The sequence below is a fragment of the Flavobacterium quisquiliarum genome (genome assembly GCF_019308285.1).
Classification (GTDB): domain Bacteria; phylum Bacteroidota; class Bacteroidia; order Flavobacteriales; family Flavobacteriaceae; genus Flavobacterium; species Flavobacterium quisquiliarum.
In genome coordinates this window covers 499178-517206 of record NZ_WWEM01000020.1, presented here as the reverse complement: position 1 = coordinate 517206, position 18029 = coordinate 499178, and the positions used below count along the sequence as shown (strand labels likewise).

The window sequence follows — 18029 nt, the reverse complement described above, 5'->3', positions numbered from 1 at the left end:
AGTTGAAAATATGATTGATGGTGATGGTTCTGCATTAGTATCAAGATAATTTTAAAATAAAATGGCAAAATATTCAAGAATTGAAGTGGCTCAGACCATGAAAGATAATGGCATGGTTCCGTTATTTTTTCATTCTGATATCGAATTGAGTAAAAAAGTATTAAAAGCCTGTTACGACGGCGGTTCGCGATTGATGGAGTTTACCAGCAGAGGCGACTTTGCGCATGAAGTTTTCGGAGCGCTGAACAAATATGCTTTGGCAGAACTTCCGGGAATGATTCTGGGGGTGGGTTCTATTACAGATGCGGCTTCGGCTTCGTTATATATGAGTTTAGGCGCAAATTTTATTGTAACTCCTGTTTTCAGGGAAGATATTGCAATTGCCTGCAACCGCAGAAAAGTATTGTGGTCTCCTGGATGCGGCACATTAACAGAAATTGCAAGAGCAGAAGAATTAGGCTGTGAAATCGTAAAATTATTTCCAGCTGATATTTATGGTCCAGAATTTATCAAAGCCATAAAAGGGCCTTGTCCATGGACCAATATTATGCCGACAGGCGGTGTTTATCCAACAGTGGAAAGTTTGAGTTCATGGCTGCATGCAGGAGCAACTTGTGTTGGTTTAGGATCGCAATTGATTTCAAAAGACATATTAGAAAAGAAAGACTTCGACGGACTTACTTCAAAAGTGAAACAGATTCTTGACATCATTAAGGAAATCAGAGAAAAATAAAATACACTTTTGGGTCTTGAATCAAAAATCAGTACAATTTAAGAAAGAGGAAAATTTATTAGCTTGGTAAATAAGCGGCAAAAATAATTGTTAGTTTAAAGGAAATTAATTCCAGCTCCTCACAAAAGGATTAATCCAATTATTCTAACAAGGACAAATGCCGCTTATTGATTTTGTTTTACTATTCTCTTTATAACTATAAGATATAAATTATTCTTGTTCAGTACTAAAACTTCCTTTATCAGGATATTTAAGTGTATCTTTTAACTCCTCGACACGTTTAGGATCAAATTTAGGCAATTGCAATTCGTTATTTTCTTTCCATTTTTTTATGGTCTCAGAAATTGCCTCTGATTTTTCTGTGGAAGTTGGTGTATGACGAGCCATATAAAGTGTCTGCGAAGGATAAGCTAAAGAGGTTCCACTCTGCTCTATTATATCCATCATTCGTAATAATATATCTTCCTGTACTTCTTGAGAAGTTTCTACATTTATCGCTTCAATATAAGCTGTAATTTCAACTTTTAAAGCATCAGCCGTGATACCTGTAAAACGGACTATCGGATTTGAATTGTTTATGGCTGGATGAGCATATAATAAAGATCTCAACTCTACCAGTAAATAACGCATTTGATCTGGAGAGGTTTCCATTCTAAAATTAAATATCGGATTAAATATAAAACGATCACGATGGGTATAATTTTCTATTTTACTAGCTGATAGTTGTCCGTTTGGAATAGTTACAATAGTTCGTGCTGAAGTTCTAAGCGTAGTCGAACGCATTCCAATCGATTCTACCGTTCCTTTAATATCATCTATTCGGCAATAATCTCCCACTCGCAAAGGCTGATCTGCAATAAGGCTCACACTTCCAACAAAATTTTCAATTGTTTTCTGTGCTCCTAATGCTAATGCGATACCCCCGATTCCCAGTGCAGCAAGTCCTGCTGTAACATCAACACCAATAATTCCGAGTAAAGCAATAATTCCTATTACTACAATAGCGGCTTTAGTTGTACGACTTAAAAATAAAATAGCTGAAATAGCCGAAATACGTCCTCTCCTACTCATTCTGCTTCGTGCAAACATGCTTACAAAATCGGTCATTCTCCAAAGCAGTATTAAAAAAGCAAGAATTCCTATTGTGATAATGATGATGCCGAAACGCTGTCGTACAATTATGCTAATTCCCATACGCTGGGTAAAAGCAACAAATAAAAGTACCGTAAGATACATATGGACTGGTAATGTAAGCGCTTCTATAATAGCAGTTCCTTGTTCTGTAGCTGCTTTTTTCCATGTTTTCTGCACCAGAAGGCCAATTAGAAACACGAGTAATCTGGCAAGTAAATAAGATAAAACAGTCATCACTACCACAACGGTCCAATGTCCAATAGGTACATTTCCTAATTTTCTTTCTTTCAAAACTGGAGGTAATATTCGATCCAGAAAAGTCTTTTCCTTAGAAACATCAGCAGATAGAATCGATTCTACGGTTTCTGCAGAAAAAAGCCATAATGCAGGCTGACTATCATCTGACTGGTTTTCTACATAAAGCTGAATGGCTGTTTTATTTGTGGATATACTTCCAACATGATCTACGCCTGTTGCCAAATCATCATCTGTTCGTCCCGTTTCTTTATTGCTTATAATAGAAGATGGCGATAAATTTCCTCCTTGATCTAATAACTGCTGAAAAGTCTTTGCAATACGAATTCTTTCTGCTGTTTTGCGATACGAACGTTTACTTAATACAAAATATTGACTAGCACGAAGGTAATTCTGGTCACCTATAGCTTTAATAAAACCATTCACGGTTCCTTGAGGTGTTCTTCTTCCTAAAGAATCTTCTGGAGCTTTAGCTGGTTCTTCAGTTGTGCTTTTACTAGTACCTAATAATTGGGCACTTACTATTTCTGGTCTAATCAATAAAAATGACCATAATAACAAAAAAGGCAGTAAACGTTTTGTATCTAAACTCATATTACATCGAATTTATAGTTTGATAAACTAAAAATAAGAAATATAGAAGAGAAAAGAAACCCAAAATTTCTGATTTACAGTTTTTAATTGCCTTTTTCATCCCCTAACGTATAAAATGTATTTCTCTGATTCACTTTCTATAATCCAGCTAAATTCATTCCAAATTCATGACGGTTTCTCTCAGTTTTTAGTAAGCTTTACTTAGAAAACATCAAAATTGTAATACGTAAAATTCAGTTAAAATTTATTTCTTTTTTAACAAATAAAACAAAATTACTAGTTGTTAAATTTTTCTTAATTTTTTACTAATCAAAATATTTTATACTAAATAACAAAACACTGTAAAACAAATATTTAAATATAAACAAACAAAGTAATACTTCAATAAATACCAAACAAAATATTAAAATTTTTAAACCAATATGTAAAAAAAATACTATTAGTATATCATAAATAACTATTTTTACACAGTCTAAATAAGAATAAAAACAGAAGGAAATTCTTAAAATAAAGACAAACCAAAAATATCAATGAAAAATAAAATTACCAACGGTCTAAATCAAAACAAAATAGTTTTAAGTTTTGTTTTATTATGTATAAATCTGCTGCAAGCCCAAAAACACAACACGATTCGAGGAAATGTATATCATTCTGGAAACCCAATAAAACAAGCAGTAATAACACTAGAGCCTTCTGGTAAAACAATCTTCACTGATTTTAATGGTTTTTTCTCTTTTTCTGAATTGCCAAATGGAAATTATACCATTAGTGTGACTAACATGGGTTATAAAAATTACATACAGCAAATAGTCTTAAACGGAAATCACAATAAATCCTTACATATTGATTTGGAGGCTGGTATTGACCTTAATGAAGTGAGTGTAAATAGTAAAACCAGTACAAAAAACAACCCCGAAACTCTTATCAAAGCACAGTATAGTGCTATGCCTGTTATCATAATCGATCGCAAAACCATCGAACTTATGGGAAGCCGAAGACTTGATGAAATTCTGAAAGAACAAACTGGAATAGCAGTTGTAAATAATATCAGTGGAGGTGCAAGATCGGTTGGTGTTCAAATGCAGGGTTTTGGAAGCGAGTATATTATGGTTTTAATTGATGGGCAACCCATGATGGGAAGAAATAACGGAAATTTTGATCTTTCTCGTATCAGCGTCTCAAATATCGAACGAATTGAAATTATAAAAGGTGCTTCTTCTAGTTTGTATGGAAGCGAAGCTCTTGGAGGTACAATTAACATTATTACTAGACATGGAGTAATCGATCCGCAATTGCAAGCTTCTTTAAGTTATGGATCTCTAAATATAGTTGATGCAACTTTAGAAGGCGAAACTCCTTTCTCTAATAATAAAGGAACTGCAAATATCGCCGCCAATTATTACAGAACTGATGGTTTTAATACCAATTCAAAATACATTCAGGGAACCACTTCTCCACCCTATGACAATTACAGCCTTCAGGGAAGATCGCGTTACCAGCTTAATGAAAATAGTTACTTAAATTTTAGTGGACGTTACGGACTTCGTCGTTCTTTTATGCAGAAAGATTTTGGTCTCGGTCATATTTCAGGAGACAATCAGGATGAACAGGATTTGAATCTATCTCTTTCTTTTGATCATAAATTTAAAAGCAATCTTAAAAGTATTTCCAGATATTATTTAACTCATTATACTGCCGATATGAGTGTTGCCTGGCAGGAAAGTAATAATTCCGTAAGTCAGGATGTTTTCAAACAGACGCTGCATCGTTTGGAACAACAGTTTTCCTTTAGCCATAATAATACGTATCAACTTGTTGGAGGAATTGGAGGCAGCATCGAAAACATGAATGATGATGCGCTTACAGGCGTTAATTCACTTCAGACTTTCTTCTCTTATCTACAAGGCGAATGGACACCCATTCAAAAATTAAAAGCCGTTGGAGGATTACGATACGATCATACCAATAATTTTGGAGGAAGATTAAATCCAAGTTTTGGTCTACAGTATTTCATTACACCAAAAATAACTTTTAAAGCAGGTATTGGAACTGGGTTTAAAGCTCCTGATTTTAAAACTAACTATTTGGTATTTTATAATTCAAGCAGTAATTATCTGGTAATTGGAAATGCTGTTCTAGCTCCTACTTTACAGCAATTACAGGATGATGGTCAGATTAGCGAAATCAGACAATATGTACTCAATCAGACCGCAGGAAATCTTCAAGCCGAAAAAAGTACTTCATACAATGCGGGAATAATTCTAGAACCATCCAAGAAATTCAAAGCTGAAGGAAATATTTTTTATCATAAAATAACCAATCAGATCAACAGTATTCAAGTTGCTACAGGAGCAAACAACCGTATTATTTATACCTATCAAAACCTGCCAAAAGCTGTAAACAAGGGATTTGAAATTGGTTTAAAATTAAGTCCAATAAAGAATCTAGAAATAAGTGCTGGATATCAATATTTAATTGCTCAGGATCTTAGTGTAAAAGACAGTATTAGAGCTGGAAAATGGCCCTATAGTCAAAATATTCACGATCCGGCAACTGGAAATTCCTACAAACCTAGACCAAAAGATTACTGGGGTATTGAAAACCGCTCGCGCCACATGGCCAATACTGCCATCTTTTATCGCTACGAACCTTGGAAAATGAGTGCCAGCGTCAGAGTAAATTTTAGAGGAAAATATCCTTTTGGAGATCGAAACGGAAATCAGTTCATTGACAAATATGATCTTTTTGTGAAAGAATACTGGCTGACAAATGCAAGTATCGAAAAACGTCTATTGAAAGATCATTTAAGCATCCGATTCACTGCTGATAATATTTTCAATTATACAGATCCGCTGATGCCTGGACAGCCAGGAAGAATTCTTCTTGGAGGCTTGAGCTACCGTTTCTTTAAAGATTTATAAAATAACTAACATTAATATTTCCAAATGAAAACAAAAAGAACGATTCAAAAAAGTTGCTGTCTTATTCCACTTTTAGCTACGGTATTACTTACTAGTTGCAGCAGTAATGAAGAAGACAATTCAGCAACACTTGTAGATGGAAAAAGCACTGTAATTACTGATTTAGCAGGAGATACGGGTGCTTCAATGGGTGGCAATACTGACGGAAAAGAACAAAGAGGTTTTCATACTTTCCTTTTCCGCTTCAGCGATAAAAAACAAATTTGGCTGCACACAAAAGCAGATTCTTTACAATATATGAAAACTACTGATTGGGATATTGCTTTTACTGGTCCTTACAACAGTGAAGTTTATGTAAACAATTCAAAATACCAGTACAATCCAGGTTTTGAAGGACCTGCACAAAATACAGCCGTAGTTTTATTGAATGAAGATTACAGAAATGTAACTCAAGCTCCTGCTGATGCCGATTTTAATACTAGTGAAATTACCAAAATTGGATGGGCTTCTTCTGCAAGTTCTGCGGGTTGGTTTTACTACAGTTTAAGCAGTCATATTATGCAGTCTATTCCGAACAGAACTTATGCTATAAGACTTCCAAACGGAAAATTTGCCAAACTCCAGCTTGTAAACGCTTATAAAGGAAATCCACCAGCTGTAACCGACTTAAACTGGCCTGCGCCCTATTTTACCTTTAGATATTATGTTCAAAATGACGGAACCAAAAATTTAAACACCAAATAATATAATCCTATGAAAAAAATTGAATTGTTTGTAAAAAAAATACCACAAGGATTCGCAATCCTTTTCTTTATAGCCATTACACTAACAGCTTGTTCTTCTGATGAAAAACCAGCCGAAGGAGAGGAAAATGGTGAAGAGCCTGGTACTGAAGTACCTGTTAATACAACTTTATTCAATAAAGTGATCCATGTGAAAAACTATCAGGGAAGTACTTCTGATGCTAATCCAACTGCTCCAGCAGCAACTTTGTACTACAGTCTAGAAGATAATAAAGCAATGGACGGATCTTATAAAAAAACTAAAAAATGGGACTTGGCTTTTGGCGGACTTTACGCTAGCTTTTTGTCTGGAAATAACGGGACTAATTCTCAAAACAATGGGTATCAAGCAGGCGGTGTCGGTGGTATTACTATTGTAGCTAAACCCTTTGATGAAGTAGTTGATATTCCAGCTGATACTGAATTTAAGACAGGTATTGATGTAATTGGAACAGACGATGCCGGCTCGTTTGGTAACGGAGTCGGATGGTATTTATACGATTTTGACGGTGTAGTAGTTACTGACGGAACCAATCCGCAAAAAGCACACGTAGCTTACGCACTTGGAGATCCTCTTAAAATTAAAAACGGAAGTACTATTCCTGCCCGAACTGTCATTCTTAAAACTGCTAACGGAAATTATGCTAAAATTAAAATGATTTCGGTTTACAAAGATGTATATACTTCAGCAGAATGGTTCAAAGATACACCGCACATGTACTATACTTTTGATTACGTAATGGTACCGAAAGGAAGTACCAAATTTGAAATTAAATAACCAATCCAAATAATAATCAATGAATACTAAATTTTTTAATTCAAAAACACCTCTATTATTAAGTGCTTTTGCATTAATAAGTCTTTTAACTTCCTGTGACAATGAAGAAGAAAGATGGACTGATGTAAAAGAAGATCCAATAACTGAAATTGTAACTGATCTTGATGCCAGAAGAATCATCTCGTTTAAAGTAATAAATCCCGGAGAAAATCAGGCTATTTATAGTGCTGTAAACAATCTAGATAGAACTATAACTGTATATCTGCCGTCTTATTATGAATACGAATATCTGGAAGCTTCTATAGCACTTCCTGAAAAAACAACTATTTCTCCTGCTGCAACAGAGCTGGTTCCGGTATTTGCTAAAACTCCGTTTTTATATACAACAAAAGCAGCTGATGGATCTACGGCTATTTATACTGTAAAAGTTGTAATTCAACAGCCAAAACTGGTTTTAAATGAATTATCAACCGAAACAACTACTTATTCTTTGGCAACATCTGCGACACTACTTGTAAAAGGAGAGAATTTTATTCCCTCTTATGAAGTTACAAAAGTATATGCAGTTGATGCACAAGGAAACAAAAAATGGCAGTTTCAGCAATATAATGACGGACTGGATCTTTTTAGTTTCTCTGGAAGATATTCTTTTGGAGCAGCAGCGGCAGATGTAACCCTGGAAGCTAATACCGATTACTGGATACAGATGGAAAGCTATAATCTTACAGCCAAAATGAAATATCCAATCAGATTTACAAAATAAAAATAACAAAATGCCTGTCTTTTCTGCTTAAGTAATGAAAGAAGCCAAAATTAATCTATTAAATATATCATTATGAAAAAAATAATCTTATCATTTTTAGCATTAGCTGCTATTTCAATTACATCATGTAGTACAGACGAACAAACTGCAACGCCACAAGGAGCAACACAAGCACAAGAACAGCAGGTTACAAACAAAACTGCCAAAACAGCTTTAGCAGAAATCTGTTCAGAAACTTCAACATCCGTAACAGTTAACAGATGGCAGGCGCCATCATCTGTAGATTCAAACTGGACTCCTGTAGCAGCGACTATTGGCAGTGTAAATGTGCAATGGGAAGGGATTTATGGTGCTTCAATACGTCCTGTAAGCAATACAGATCATTGGTATGTTGGTACTGTAGATTTAGATTCAGAATGTGATTTCTGGAATGAATGGAAAAGTACTATTGTTGTGAAAAATGCTAATCTTGGTACTGCACCAACAGATAAGTATAATATCTTAGGATATGATGGAACTATATCAGGAACTAACTATGGTTTAGGGTATTATTCTTACAACATCACTACTCATATTATGACACCAGCCAGAGCTATCGTAATCTGGAAAGCAGTTGACACAGTTCCTTCTAGTCTTAATTCACAGTCAATTACAAATCCTTCAGCTGCAACAGAAGCCTATTTAGTTAAAGTGACTGCTGTAACACCAGGTTCTTCAAGCAGTACAATTAATTATACATGGACTAAAGTATTGTAATTATTAAAAATCTAAAAAAGAAACATGGGATTACGAAATAATTAAAAGTACTGCAGTAAAGCTTGACCGGCGTCTCTGCAAATTACGATTATCATCTCATTACCCCATGACTATCAAACGGCTTTTTAATTACCGTAAGCATTGAAAACAGGCATTTTAAAAAATATAAAAGCCCATTTAGCAATAATGGCAAAATTAATAAAATAAAATCATTTAGAAATTACATAACCAATACAATCATGAGTAAAAAAAACAATACCAATATATTTTTAATTGGATTACTTTTTTTATCGGTACTATTTTTTTCGTGCGATACCGAATATATTGATAAAGTAAATGCAATTCCCGGCGATGTCATAAAAGTTCCCGGCTATACACAGATTGAGACTTTTACTTTTAAAGATTCTGAAAATAATGCTATAAGCGCGGCTATTACTGATGAAAACATTGTAGTTACCTGGAGTGTGAATACCGTACTTCCTACTACAATTAAACCTGAAATAGTGTTAGGAACAGAAGCTTCTATTACACCAGCATCTGGTGCAGAAGTTGCTTTTAAAGATGGTACAGTTTATACTGTGACCTCAAAAGCAGGAACAACAAAAAAATACACTTTAAAAATAGATTTCAGACAGATTGAGCCTAACACATGGACATATGCCGCTCCAGAAACATTTGCAAAAGGTTCATTGCAGAAATTAATTAACAATGCGATTGGCGGAAGTAACAACGGAATTGAAAATTTGTGGCTAAGCAAAGAAAATACCAGAGTGTATCTGGTAGCCGCCGCTGATCAAAAAACGGAATATACCGCAGAAATTGTTCATCTAGGCGGAGCATTAGGAACGTCAAGTACAACTACACCTTTTATCAGTTATGGAATTTATTATTTTCTTCCTGAGGATATGCCTGTAGGAACTTATGATTTACGTGTGAAAAATGGCATCTATACCTTGCAGAATGCAAGTGTAGAAAACAGATTTAAAATTAGTGTTATTGAACCCGCTTCATTTGCTGTTGAGTCAGTTGGTTCTCCCGTTCAGAAACAGGGAGGTGAAACTTTCGAGGTACGTGGCGGAATGATGAATGCTGTTACCTCTGTTATCATGTATAACAGTACTGCTGCGACAATAACTTATCCTGTAGAAATTGTAAGTGCTACTTCTTATAGAATAGTATTGAAAGTTCCTGCGGGAACTCCTGCGGGAACTTTTAATAGAATGAGATTTTACAGAGGAACTGCTAATACTCTATCTTCATTTACGGTAACGGTTAAGTAATTACTAAAATAAATAGTTTCTTTAAAAAAGCCTTTAGCTGTCTGAATCACAGTTAAAGGCTTTTGTTTTTTTATGATACAGATTCTATTGAGCACTGATAAAATCTAACTTAAAATGAGAAATTTATTATTAATTAACTTTCTCTATATTTGAATAAAATTTTTCCAAGCATTTTAATCCAAAAAATAACTGAATTTTTTATAAGCCTTTATTTAGTTTCAACCACAGTTTCAATACCAAATTGAATTACATCTAACATAAAAACAGCTTTTTTAAAAATGAAAAAACTTCTAATCTCATTAAGCCTATTTGTATGTACTGTAATGGCTTATTCTCAAAAAAAACAATCCCAACAGACAATCCTCTCAAGACTAAATTAGACTCTTTGGTGAGTCAATCCTCTCTTCCATTCATGTCTGCAGACTACAGGGTTGGTCTTTCAATCGGAATCATTAAAAATGGAAAACAATATATTTACAACTACGGTTCGACTCAAAAAGAGAAACAGATTCTGCCAAGCTCCAATACACTTTACGAACTTGCTTCCAACAGTAAAACATTCTCTTCCACTTTACTAGCCAGAGCAGTATTAAATAAAAAAGTAAAACTTACTGATGATATTCGAAAATATTTAAAAGAAGATTATCCAAATCTTCAATTCAAAGGCACTCCAATTACATTACTTAATCTTGCTAACTTAACTTCTGCCCTTCCTAACTGGATGCCGGATAGTAAAGAAATTTTTACCAAAGCAAATCCTGATTCTATTGCTTACATACTTGATGCAGTACACAGAAAATACAGCAGACAGCAATTTTACAAAGATCTGCATAATGTAAAACTGGATACCGTTCCGGGAGCAATTGCCAGACATTGTAATACTGCTGCTCAATTATTGGGTCATATAATGGAAACCGTTTACGGAGAAAAATTTGGAACTCTGATCAAAAAAGAATTTACAAGTCCGCTTAAAATGAAAAATACGGTTTTACTCGGAGATACTAAATTACCTATTTCTATGGCTTTTGGCTATGATGGAAAAGGAAGAAAAATGCCTTTTATAGACTGGGAAGATATGCAGGTTGCAGCATCAATTGCTTCTTCTACATCAGATATGTTACAATATATTGCTTATCATTTAAATGAAAAAAATGCAGATGCTAAACTGAGTCATGAACCTACTTTTGGAGATATCAGTAAGGGAGCTATAGCTCTTAACTGGAAAGCAACCAAACCTCAAAATGGCCCAATAAGAATTTCGCATACAGGCGGAAGTTTAGGCTTTAGTTCTTATGTTGTTTTTTCTCCAGAACTAAATTCTGGTATTATATTGTTTTCTAATGATTCTGATATGAAAACGCAGAATGAATTAATCAAATTAGCTGAAACGATACTTTTTTAAGGATTAAAGAAAACAATATTACATAGAAGAATTATTTTATATTTGAATATCTAATTTAACATTCAACCTATGAAAAAAGTATTTTTAGCATCTCTCGTTTTAACAATTCTAACATCCTGCACAGGCAGCAGTGATATAATACCAGATGACACATCAGGTGACATCAACGGAGTATGGATGCTAAAAGCTCAATATGGCGATAATGGCAGAGAAGGTTTAACTGAATGCCGACTTCTCGAAAGTATCTCTTTCGAAGGTAATTCAGTTATAATGGTAAAGGCTGATGAAAAAGGAAATTCTGAATGTAATGTAAGTACCTCTAAAGGAACTTTCTCTAAAACAGAAACAAATTTATTACTTACTATAGGAAATGAAAATATACAGTATAAAATTAAAGAATTGACCAAAACTAAACTATTTGTACTGCTAGCAAATTCATCAAAAGCATTTACATACGAAAGAGCAGAGTAATTTTTTATTTCGCGATATTATTTTAAAGAATGTGGTATATCTTTTTTCAGGTATACCGCATTTTTTTATACACAAAACATCAAGAAATTATACTTTTCAGAATATAATTCAGTATTAAATCTATAATAAATTGTAAATTTAAGTTCCTCAAATTTTTTCTTAATCTAGATTAATCGGTGAATATCTATGTCCTATCTAAATTTGTAAAAGAAATTTAACAACATCAATTATAACCTAAAATAATATGGAAACGATAAAACTAGAATTAGATGAGAAAAAACACGGTGCTTTTAATCTTTATGTAGATGGCAAAAAACAAGGCGAAATGACCATAAGCCTTAAACCAGATTTATTGACTGTTTATCATACGGGGGTTGAACCAGAAGCTGAAGGAAAAGGTTATGCAAAAAAACTCTTAGAAGAAATGGTAACCTATGTACGTGCTAACAATTTAATGGTTTTACCACTTTGTCCTTACGTTCATGCACAATTTAAAAGACATCCAGACGAATATCAAGATATTTGGAAAAAATAATTTTTCATTTAAAATGAACAGAAATTTCATCTTCTTAATTAAAAATAAATAATATGAATACAGAAATCTTAACAGACGGTATTCCTTTAAACGAAGCTAAAAAAGCCCTAATCCTAATTCACGGTCGTGGTGCAAGTGCTCATGATATACTTTCGATTGCAAAACACCTTAAAGTGGATGACTTTGCATTGATGGCTCCTCAAGCAGAAAATAGGACTTGGTATCCTTACTCTTTTCTTGCTCCACTCGATGAAAACGAACCTTCTTTTTCAAAATCATTAGAAGCTATTCATCAGGTTGTTGTTGCTATACAGCAAAACGGAATCGAAAAAGAGAATATTTACTTTCTTGGATTTTCACAGGGAGCTTGTCTGGCTTTAGAATTTACTGCTAGAAATGCAGCTAAATATGGAGGCGTTGTAGCTTTTACAGGCGGACTTATCGGCGATAAAGTTTATGAAAATCATTATAATGGAAACTTTGAAAATACACCAATCTTCATTGGAACAAGTGATCCAGATTTTCATGTACCGGTTGAAAGAGTAAATGATTCCGAAACGCTTCTGACAAAAATGGGTGCAGATGTTACCAAAAAAATCTATCCCAATATGGGACATACTATTAGTAAAGATGAGGTCGATTGTGCAAATGCATTGATTTTTAATAAAAAATAATGATTACGATAACCCGAGTTTACAGCGATTCAAACGGTGAAAGTCATTTTGAAGACTTTGAAGTTCCGTTGAAAAACAATGGAGATATCGGATTCTTATCGAATGATGAACCTGCAAAATCTATAGTTTTCAGAGAAGTCCTTCCTTCTTACGATTACGATTTTCATAATGCTCCAGATCGTCAATATATTGTTTTACTGGAAGGCGGTGTAGAAATCGAAACCTCATTAGGAGAAAAAAGAAAATTTGAAACCGGATCTATTCTCTTAGTCGAAGATACTACAGGAAAAGGACATAAAACAAAAAATATCGAACCAAAACTTCGAAAATCCATATTCATAAAATTATAAAATACAGCCGGCAATTTGTCGGCTTTTCTATTATTACAATTCTTCTAAACCAACACAGAATCCAAATACAAAATATCTATATTCAATTCTCTTTATTCTATTTTCTAAATACAAACACCATCTGTCATAAAACGACGATATATCGCAAAGAGTCTAAACAAAAAACAAAATAAAACACTACAAATCAACACTTTAAAACAAAGGAATACTATTTGGTTATTTCTTTATAAATATAAAAAAGAGATTTTTTATTTCTTAATCTAGGTTAATCGATCCAGAGCTATAACGGGTGTAAATTTGTATAAGAAATCAATAACAATTTAATACCACAAATACCATGGAAAATACAATTTTAGGCTTACACCATATTACTGCAATTGCAGGGGACGCTAAAAGAAACTTCGATTTTTATTCCAAAATATTAGGACTACGTTTCATCAAAAAAACAGTAAACTTTGATGATCCAGGAACTTACCACTTTTACTTTGGTGATGAGGTTGGAAGTGCCGGAACAATCTTAACTTTTTTCCCTTGGGGAGCAGGAATCCAACAGGGACGAAAAGGATCTGGAATGGCTACAGAAATTGGTTACTCTGTTCCAAAAGGAAGCCTTGATTTTTGGCAAAAACGTTTTGAGCAATACAATGTAATTTATAATAAACCTGCTGAGAAATTCGGAGAAAAATATCTTACTTTCTTAGATCCAGATGGTTTGAAATTAGAATTAATCGAATCTAAAACAGACGATAACAGAAAACCTTGGGAAACAGACGAGGTAAAAGCTGATATGGCAACAAGAGGTTTTCATAACATCACTTTGACTTTAAACGACATCAAACCAACAGCTGCGATCTTGACCGAAATTTTTGGTTACAAATTAATCGCCCAAGAAGTAAACCGCTACCGTTATGCAACAGATGCAGTAGAAAATGCAGCAATTGTTGACTTAGTAGAATTGGCTGATGAAAAAAGAGGTTTAAATGCCAACGGTACTGTTCATCACGTGGCTTTCCGTGTTAAAAACGATGAAATTTTAATGCACTTCCGTGAAAAAATCGAAGCTTACGGATTGTCTATTACACCACAAATCGACAGACAATATTTCCACTCTTTGTATTTCAGAGAGCCGGGTGGCGTTTTATTTGAAATTGCTACCGATAATCCTGGATTTACAGTAGACGAAAGCTTAGAAGAATTAGGTAAAAACTTAAAACTTCCTGCTCAATACGAAGCACATAGAAAAAGCATTGAAGATCATTTGGTTAAAATTAATTAATCAAAACATTTAGGCAGCAAATAGAACCGTAAAAAAGAGTATTTTTAATACAAGAAATTGACAATCAATATTTTGTATTATTATTTAAAATTTACAATCTATTTGCTGCTTATTATTTTCTGCAACTAAGTAATCCATAAAACAAATATATCATGGCAAAAATAGCATTATACGGATTTGGCCGAATCGGAAGACAATTTCTCCGCATAGCCCTAAAAAACAATCTTTTTGTTCCTGAAGTCATTGCTGACATTCAAGATATAGATTTGCTCGGGGCACTTTTTAGTGTCGATTCGAACTATGGAAGATGGCACGAAGAGGTAAAAACAGCAGATGAAAATTTTATAATTGCAGACAGAAAAATTCCGTACAAGAATTCTAAACTGGATATTCCAGATTGGAAAGCTTTAGGAGTTGATCTAGTTGTAGATTGTACCGGCCGCGCAACGAACAGAGAAAATGCGCAGAAACACATTGACAAAGGTGCAAAATATGTTCTGATAAGTGCGCCGAGTAAATCTTTAGCTGATTGTGATGCTGTACTTTTAAAAGGGATTAATCTAGATGAATTTAATGCAGCGAATCATAAAATCATAAGCATGGGGAGCTGTACAACAAATGCTTTAGCTGCAGTTGTGAAAGTAATTCAAGACAATTTCGGAATTGAATATGGTTTATTTTCAACGGTTCACTCCTACACCAACACACAATCATTGACCGATCAGCCAATGAAAGACAGACGTGATTCCTGGGCAGCTGCAGAAAATATAATTCCGTCTTCATCTGGAGCGGCAAAAGCATTACAGTTTATCTGGAGTGATTTAAAAATTACTGGAAAAGCCTACAGAGTCCCTACGAAAACAGGAAGTATAGCCGAACTAAATTTGGTTACAACCAAAAATTGTTCTGTAGAAGAAGTCAATGATGTTTTTAGAAAAGCAGCTAAAGAAGGATCTTTAAAAGGCGTCTTAGATGTTTTGGAAGAACAATGGAGTTCTGCTAGAATTGTAGGCGATCCACATTCTTCTATTATCGATTTGCCACTTACAACGAAACAAGGCAATTTACTTTCGGTAGCAGCGTGGTATGATAACGAATGGGGATTTGCCAACCGACTTGCAGAAGTTGCACAATACATTTCGACGAAAATATAAATAATATTGTAAAAATTATTATGCAAACAATGACTGTAGCGGAGTAAAATATTTACAGAATTATTTTCCTTTAAAAATAAAAAATCCATAACAATAGAGCTTTTACAATACTCTTTGTTATGGATTTCTATTAAATAGAATTTACAAACTTATATCAAAGATTAAATTTTACTTTCATCTTCAACTGCGTCCTGCCATTTATCCCAAATTTTAACTCCTGCATTATAGCCATCATAACCAAAGTTCTGACTTAACTGACCTTTAATATTTGGCTCGATAGCAAGTCTAAAAGGAATTGGCCAGTAATTGTTACGTTTGTCCATAGAATAAAACTTCACTCCTGGTTTTAGAGAAATACCAGCTGGGTATTTATTGTAAAGTGTATAATGTACAATACGCTGCCACCAATAACTTCCGCCCGCTGCATCTTTTCCTGCTTGTTTGTCCCAAGTATCTTTGCTGTAAGTATTTCCCCATTCATCAGGTTTTCCGCTGAGAGCTAGACAGTGTGAAATACGTTTTAATTCTACATTTCTCCATTCTTCCATGTAAAGTTCTCTTCCTCTTTCTGCACAGATATCACCAATAGTTACAGTGGTATACATTTGAGAAGCTTTTGCTCTTGTTCTTACTACATTCACATCCTGAGCAGCTCCAGAAACATTACCTTGATAAAAACGAGCTTCTGCACGTAATAAATAAGTTTCAGCTAATCGATAGATATACATATGTGCACTTGCTCCTGCAGTAGCTCCCTGAAAATCATTTGCTGCTGGATTTGCTTCTGCCACAACATCATGATAAAAGATTTTATAATGTGGGAAATCATACCAGTCACGAATAGAATCTTGGGCTAATAGTTTACCTGTTGCATCTTTCATTCTAAAATTCTGGCCAGCCCATACAGCACTTCCTCCTGCTCCAGGAGCATATTTAAGGTCTTCCATATTTACCCAGTTACCAACAGTACTGTTATGTCTAAGATCTACCTTATCCTCAACACCATTTACAACCCACATTGGATGCTGTGAATAATAAGAACCACTGATTGTACCAATACCACGTCCTATTGCTCTTTGGTAATCATACTTAGCGTTATAATTTGTTTTATCACTCAAAGGAAAACGAGGGGCAGCTGTTTTACCATCGGGAGTAATCAAGTTGGCATCATTCCAGTTTGGTCCAAAAATTCTCATTGAAGAAAATGCTAAAAAGGATTGTGCTCCACTATTTGGTGCTACCAATATTGCTTCAGTATTACCTGCAATTACCTTGTTCTCTGGTCTGTGCAAATCCCAAATCACATTTCTAGTAATAGGCCAAGCTGTTGGGTTTCCACCCGGATCAAAAATTCCTAAAGTGTTTTGTACTAAAGAATAACCAGATTGATTAATCAAAATATTAGCTTGTGCTTCAGCATCTGCAAATCTGCCAGATGCCAAATAACATTTAATCAACAACTGACGGCAGGCTCCTTTACTAATCATACCTACATATCCTATTTTTGCTTGTTCTGGCACCCATTCTACAGCTTTTTCCATATCAGTTGTAATCATTTCGATTATGGCTTCTTTTTTTGTAGAATAATAACTCTGTTTTGGAACTTCCAAAATTTTAGTAATCAAAGGTATATCACCAAATTGATATACTAAATTAAGATAGCGGTACGATCTGTGAAAATAAGCCTGACCAATATATTTACGTTTAACTTCTTCTGATAAACTTGTTACTTTATCAATGTAAGTCAAGACAGTATTGGCATTTTTAATACCTGTATAAGCTTCTGTCCACATAAACCCAAGATAAATGTGTTCTCCACCGGCATCTCTTCTAAAATCTCCAGTAGGAACAATAGTATTAGCATAATCGGCAATATTACTTCCTGTGTCTGTTTTTCCATATTGCGCCATATCAGAGAAAAGATACTCTGTACCAATCGGCACACTAACTCCTGAATAACCAAAATGAATGTAATTATTACGAAGCTGTTTGTCACATAATGCTAAAGTTGCCTGTAATCCCGCTTCTGTTGAAAATGTAGTTTCAGGTTCGTAAAATGAAAGCGGATCTGATTCAAGAAAATCTTTTGAACAAGAGCTAGACATCACTGCTATTATAGCTAATGGCACTAATCTTGAAATTTTATTTTTAATATATTTTTTCATTGTTGA

General features: G+C 34.2%; 16 protein-coding genes. 14 read left to right on the top strand and 2 right to left on the bottom strand.

Annotation, left to right across the window (positions count from 1 at the left end; genetic code table 11):
* Positions 1–61 precede the first annotated feature (61 nt).
* Positions 62–733, top strand: a complete 672-nt coding sequence (locus tag GSY47_RS09795) for a bifunctional 4-hydroxy-2-oxoglutarate aldolase/2-dehydro-3-deoxy-phosphogluconate aldolase (RefSeq protein ID WP_179006128.1) — start codon at positions 62–64, stop codon at positions 731–733.
* A 210-nt stretch (positions 734–943) separates the two neighbouring features.
* Here the strand turns inward: GSY47_RS09795 and GSY47_RS09790 are convergent, their stop codons facing one another.
* Entirely contained in the window at positions 944–2716 is a 1773-nt protein-coding gene (locus tag GSY47_RS09790; protein WP_179006126.1) for a mechanosensitive ion channel family protein, read from the bottom strand.
* A 530-nt stretch (positions 2717–3246) separates the two neighbouring features.
* On the opposite strand from GSY47_RS09790, the gene GSY47_RS09785 reads away from it, so the two are divergent.
* The 13 genes from GSY47_RS09785 to GSY47_RS09725 all read left to right on the top strand — a co-directional run bounded on the left by GSY47_RS09785 (position 3247) and on the right by GSY47_RS09725 (position 15858).
* Positions 3247–5637, top strand: coding sequence for a TonB-dependent receptor (locus GSY47_RS09785; protein ID WP_179006124.1), 2391 nt, complete (start codon positions 3247–3249; stop codon positions 5635–5637).
* A gap of 24 nt (positions 5638–5661) precedes the next feature.
* Positions 5662–6381 (top strand): HmuY family protein, encoded by a 720-nt coding sequence (locus GSY47_RS09780; protein WP_179006122.1) that lies wholly within the window; start codon positions 5662–5664, stop codon positions 6379–6381.
* A 9-nt stretch (positions 6382–6390) separates the two neighbouring features.
* A complete protein-coding gene (locus GSY47_RS09775) occupies positions 6391–7197 on the top strand; it encodes an HmuY family protein (RefSeq protein WP_179006120.1) in 807 nt (268 codons plus the stop codon).
* 19 nt (positions 7198–7216) lie between these two features.
* A complete protein-coding gene (locus tag GSY47_RS09770) occupies positions 7217–7960 on the top strand; it encodes a hypothetical protein (protein WP_179006118.1) in 744 nt (247 codons plus the stop codon).
* Between the two features lie 72 nt (positions 7961–8032).
* The gene (locus GSY47_RS09765; protein ID WP_179006116.1) at positions 8033–8716 is read left to right on the top strand and encodes a hypothetical protein; all 684 of its coding nucleotides are present in this window, start codon (positions 8033–8035) and stop codon (positions 8714–8716) included.
* A 239-nt stretch (positions 8717–8955) separates the two neighbouring features.
* Positions 8956–9996 carry a hypothetical protein gene (locus GSY47_RS09760; RefSeq protein WP_179006114.1) on the top strand — a complete coding sequence of 347 codons (1041 nt, stop codon included), beginning with the start codon at positions 8956–8958 and terminating at the stop codon, positions 9994–9996.
* A 412-nt stretch (positions 9997–10408) separates the two neighbouring features.
* Positions 10409–11398 (top strand): serine hydrolase domain-containing protein, encoded by a 990-nt coding sequence (locus GSY47_RS09755; protein WP_179006112.1) that lies wholly within the window; start codon positions 10409–10411, stop codon positions 11396–11398.
* A gap of 69 nt (positions 11399–11467) precedes the next feature.
* On the top strand, positions 11468–11869 hold the full coding sequence (locus tag GSY47_RS09750) for a lipocalin-like domain-containing protein (RefSeq protein WP_179006110.1): 402 nt from the start codon (positions 11468–11470) through the stop codon (positions 11867–11869).
* A gap of 244 nt (positions 11870–12113) precedes the next feature.
* Positions 12114–12404 (top strand): GNAT family N-acetyltransferase, encoded by a 291-nt coding sequence (locus GSY47_RS09745; RefSeq protein ID WP_179006108.1) that lies wholly within the window; start codon positions 12114–12116, stop codon positions 12402–12404.
* A 53-nt stretch (positions 12405–12457) separates the two neighbouring features.
* On the top strand, positions 12458–13078 hold the full coding sequence (locus GSY47_RS09740; protein WP_179006106.1) for an alpha/beta hydrolase: 621 nt from the start codon (positions 12458–12460) through the stop codon (positions 13076–13078).
* Positions 13078–13428 carry a cupin domain-containing protein gene (locus GSY47_RS09735; protein WP_179006104.1) on the top strand — a complete coding sequence of 117 codons (351 nt, stop codon included), beginning with the start codon at positions 13078–13080 and terminating at the stop codon, positions 13426–13428. Before GSY47_RS09740 ends, GSY47_RS09735 begins: the two co-directional genes overlap by 1 nt.
* A 337-nt stretch (positions 13429–13765) precedes the next feature.
* The gene (locus tag GSY47_RS09730; protein ID WP_179006102.1) at positions 13766–14704 is read left to right on the top strand and encodes a ring-cleaving dioxygenase; all 939 of its coding nucleotides are present in this window, start codon (positions 13766–13768) and stop codon (positions 14702–14704) included.
* 152 nt (positions 14705–14856) lie between these two features.
* Positions 14857–15858 carry a type I glyceraldehyde-3-phosphate dehydrogenase gene (locus GSY47_RS09725; RefSeq protein ID WP_179006100.1) on the top strand — a complete coding sequence of 334 codons (1002 nt, stop codon included), beginning with the start codon at positions 14857–14859 and terminating at the stop codon, positions 15856–15858.
* Positions 15859–16019: 161 nt separating this feature from the next.
* Here GSY47_RS09725 and GSY47_RS09720 read toward each other — a convergent pair whose 3' ends face one another.
* On the bottom strand, positions 16020–18023 hold the full coding sequence (locus GSY47_RS09720) for a RagB/SusD family nutrient uptake outer membrane protein (protein WP_179006098.1): 2004 nt from the start codon (positions 18021–18023) through the stop codon (positions 16020–16022).
* Positions 18024–18029: the final 6 nt, after the last annotated feature.

Bases quoted from the DNA above. Each gene is read 5' to 3' on its own strand.
- GSY47_RS09795 (WP_179006128.1), top strand. From the start codon at position 62: ATGGCAAAATATTCAAGAATTGAAGTGGCTCAGACCATGAAAGATAAT.
- GSY47_RS09790 (WP_179006126.1), bottom strand. From the start codon at position 2,716: ATGAGTTTAGATACAAAACGTTTACTGCCTTTTTTGTTATTATGGTCA.
- GSY47_RS09785 (WP_179006124.1), top strand. From the start codon at position 3,247: ATGAAAAATAAAATTACCAACGGTCTAAATCAAAACAAAATAGTTTTA.
- GSY47_RS09780 (WP_179006122.1), top strand. From the start codon at position 5,662: ATGAAAACAAAAAGAACGATTCAAAAAAGTTGCTGTCTTATTCCACTT.
- GSY47_RS09775 (WP_179006120.1), top strand. From the start codon at position 6,391: ATGAAAAAAATTGAATTGTTTGTAAAAAAAATACCACAAGGATTCGCA.
- GSY47_RS09770 (WP_179006118.1), top strand. From the start codon at position 7,217: ATGAATACTAAATTTTTTAATTCAAAAACACCTCTATTATTAAGTGCT.
- GSY47_RS09765 (WP_179006116.1), top strand. From the start codon at position 8,033: ATGAAAAAAATAATCTTATCATTTTTAGCATTAGCTGCTATTTCAATT.
- GSY47_RS09760 (WP_179006114.1), top strand. From the start codon at position 8,956: ATGAGTAAAAAAAACAATACCAATATATTTTTAATTGGATTACTTTTT.
- GSY47_RS09755 (WP_179006112.1), top strand. From the start codon at position 10,409: ATGTCTGCAGACTACAGGGTTGGTCTTTCAATCGGAATCATTAAAAAT.
- GSY47_RS09750 (WP_179006110.1), top strand. From the start codon at position 11,468: ATGAAAAAAGTATTTTTAGCATCTCTCGTTTTAACAATTCTAACATCC.
- GSY47_RS09745 (WP_179006108.1), top strand. From the start codon at position 12,114: ATGGAAACGATAAAACTAGAATTAGATGAGAAAAAACACGGTGCTTTT.
- GSY47_RS09740 (WP_179006106.1), top strand. From the start codon at position 12,458: ATGAATACAGAAATCTTAACAGACGGTATTCCTTTAAACGAAGCTAAA.
- GSY47_RS09735 (WP_179006104.1), top strand. From the start codon at position 13,078: ATGATTACGATAACCCGAGTTTACAGCGATTCAAACGGTGAAAGTCAT.
- GSY47_RS09730 (WP_179006102.1), top strand. From the start codon at position 13,766: ATGGAAAATACAATTTTAGGCTTACACCATATTACTGCAATTGCAGGG.
- GSY47_RS09725 (WP_179006100.1), top strand. From the start codon at position 14,857: ATGGCAAAAATAGCATTATACGGATTTGGCCGAATCGGAAGACAATTT.
- GSY47_RS09720 (WP_179006098.1), bottom strand. From the start codon at position 18,023: ATGAAAAAATATATTAAAAATAAAATTTCAAGATTAGTGCCATTAGCT.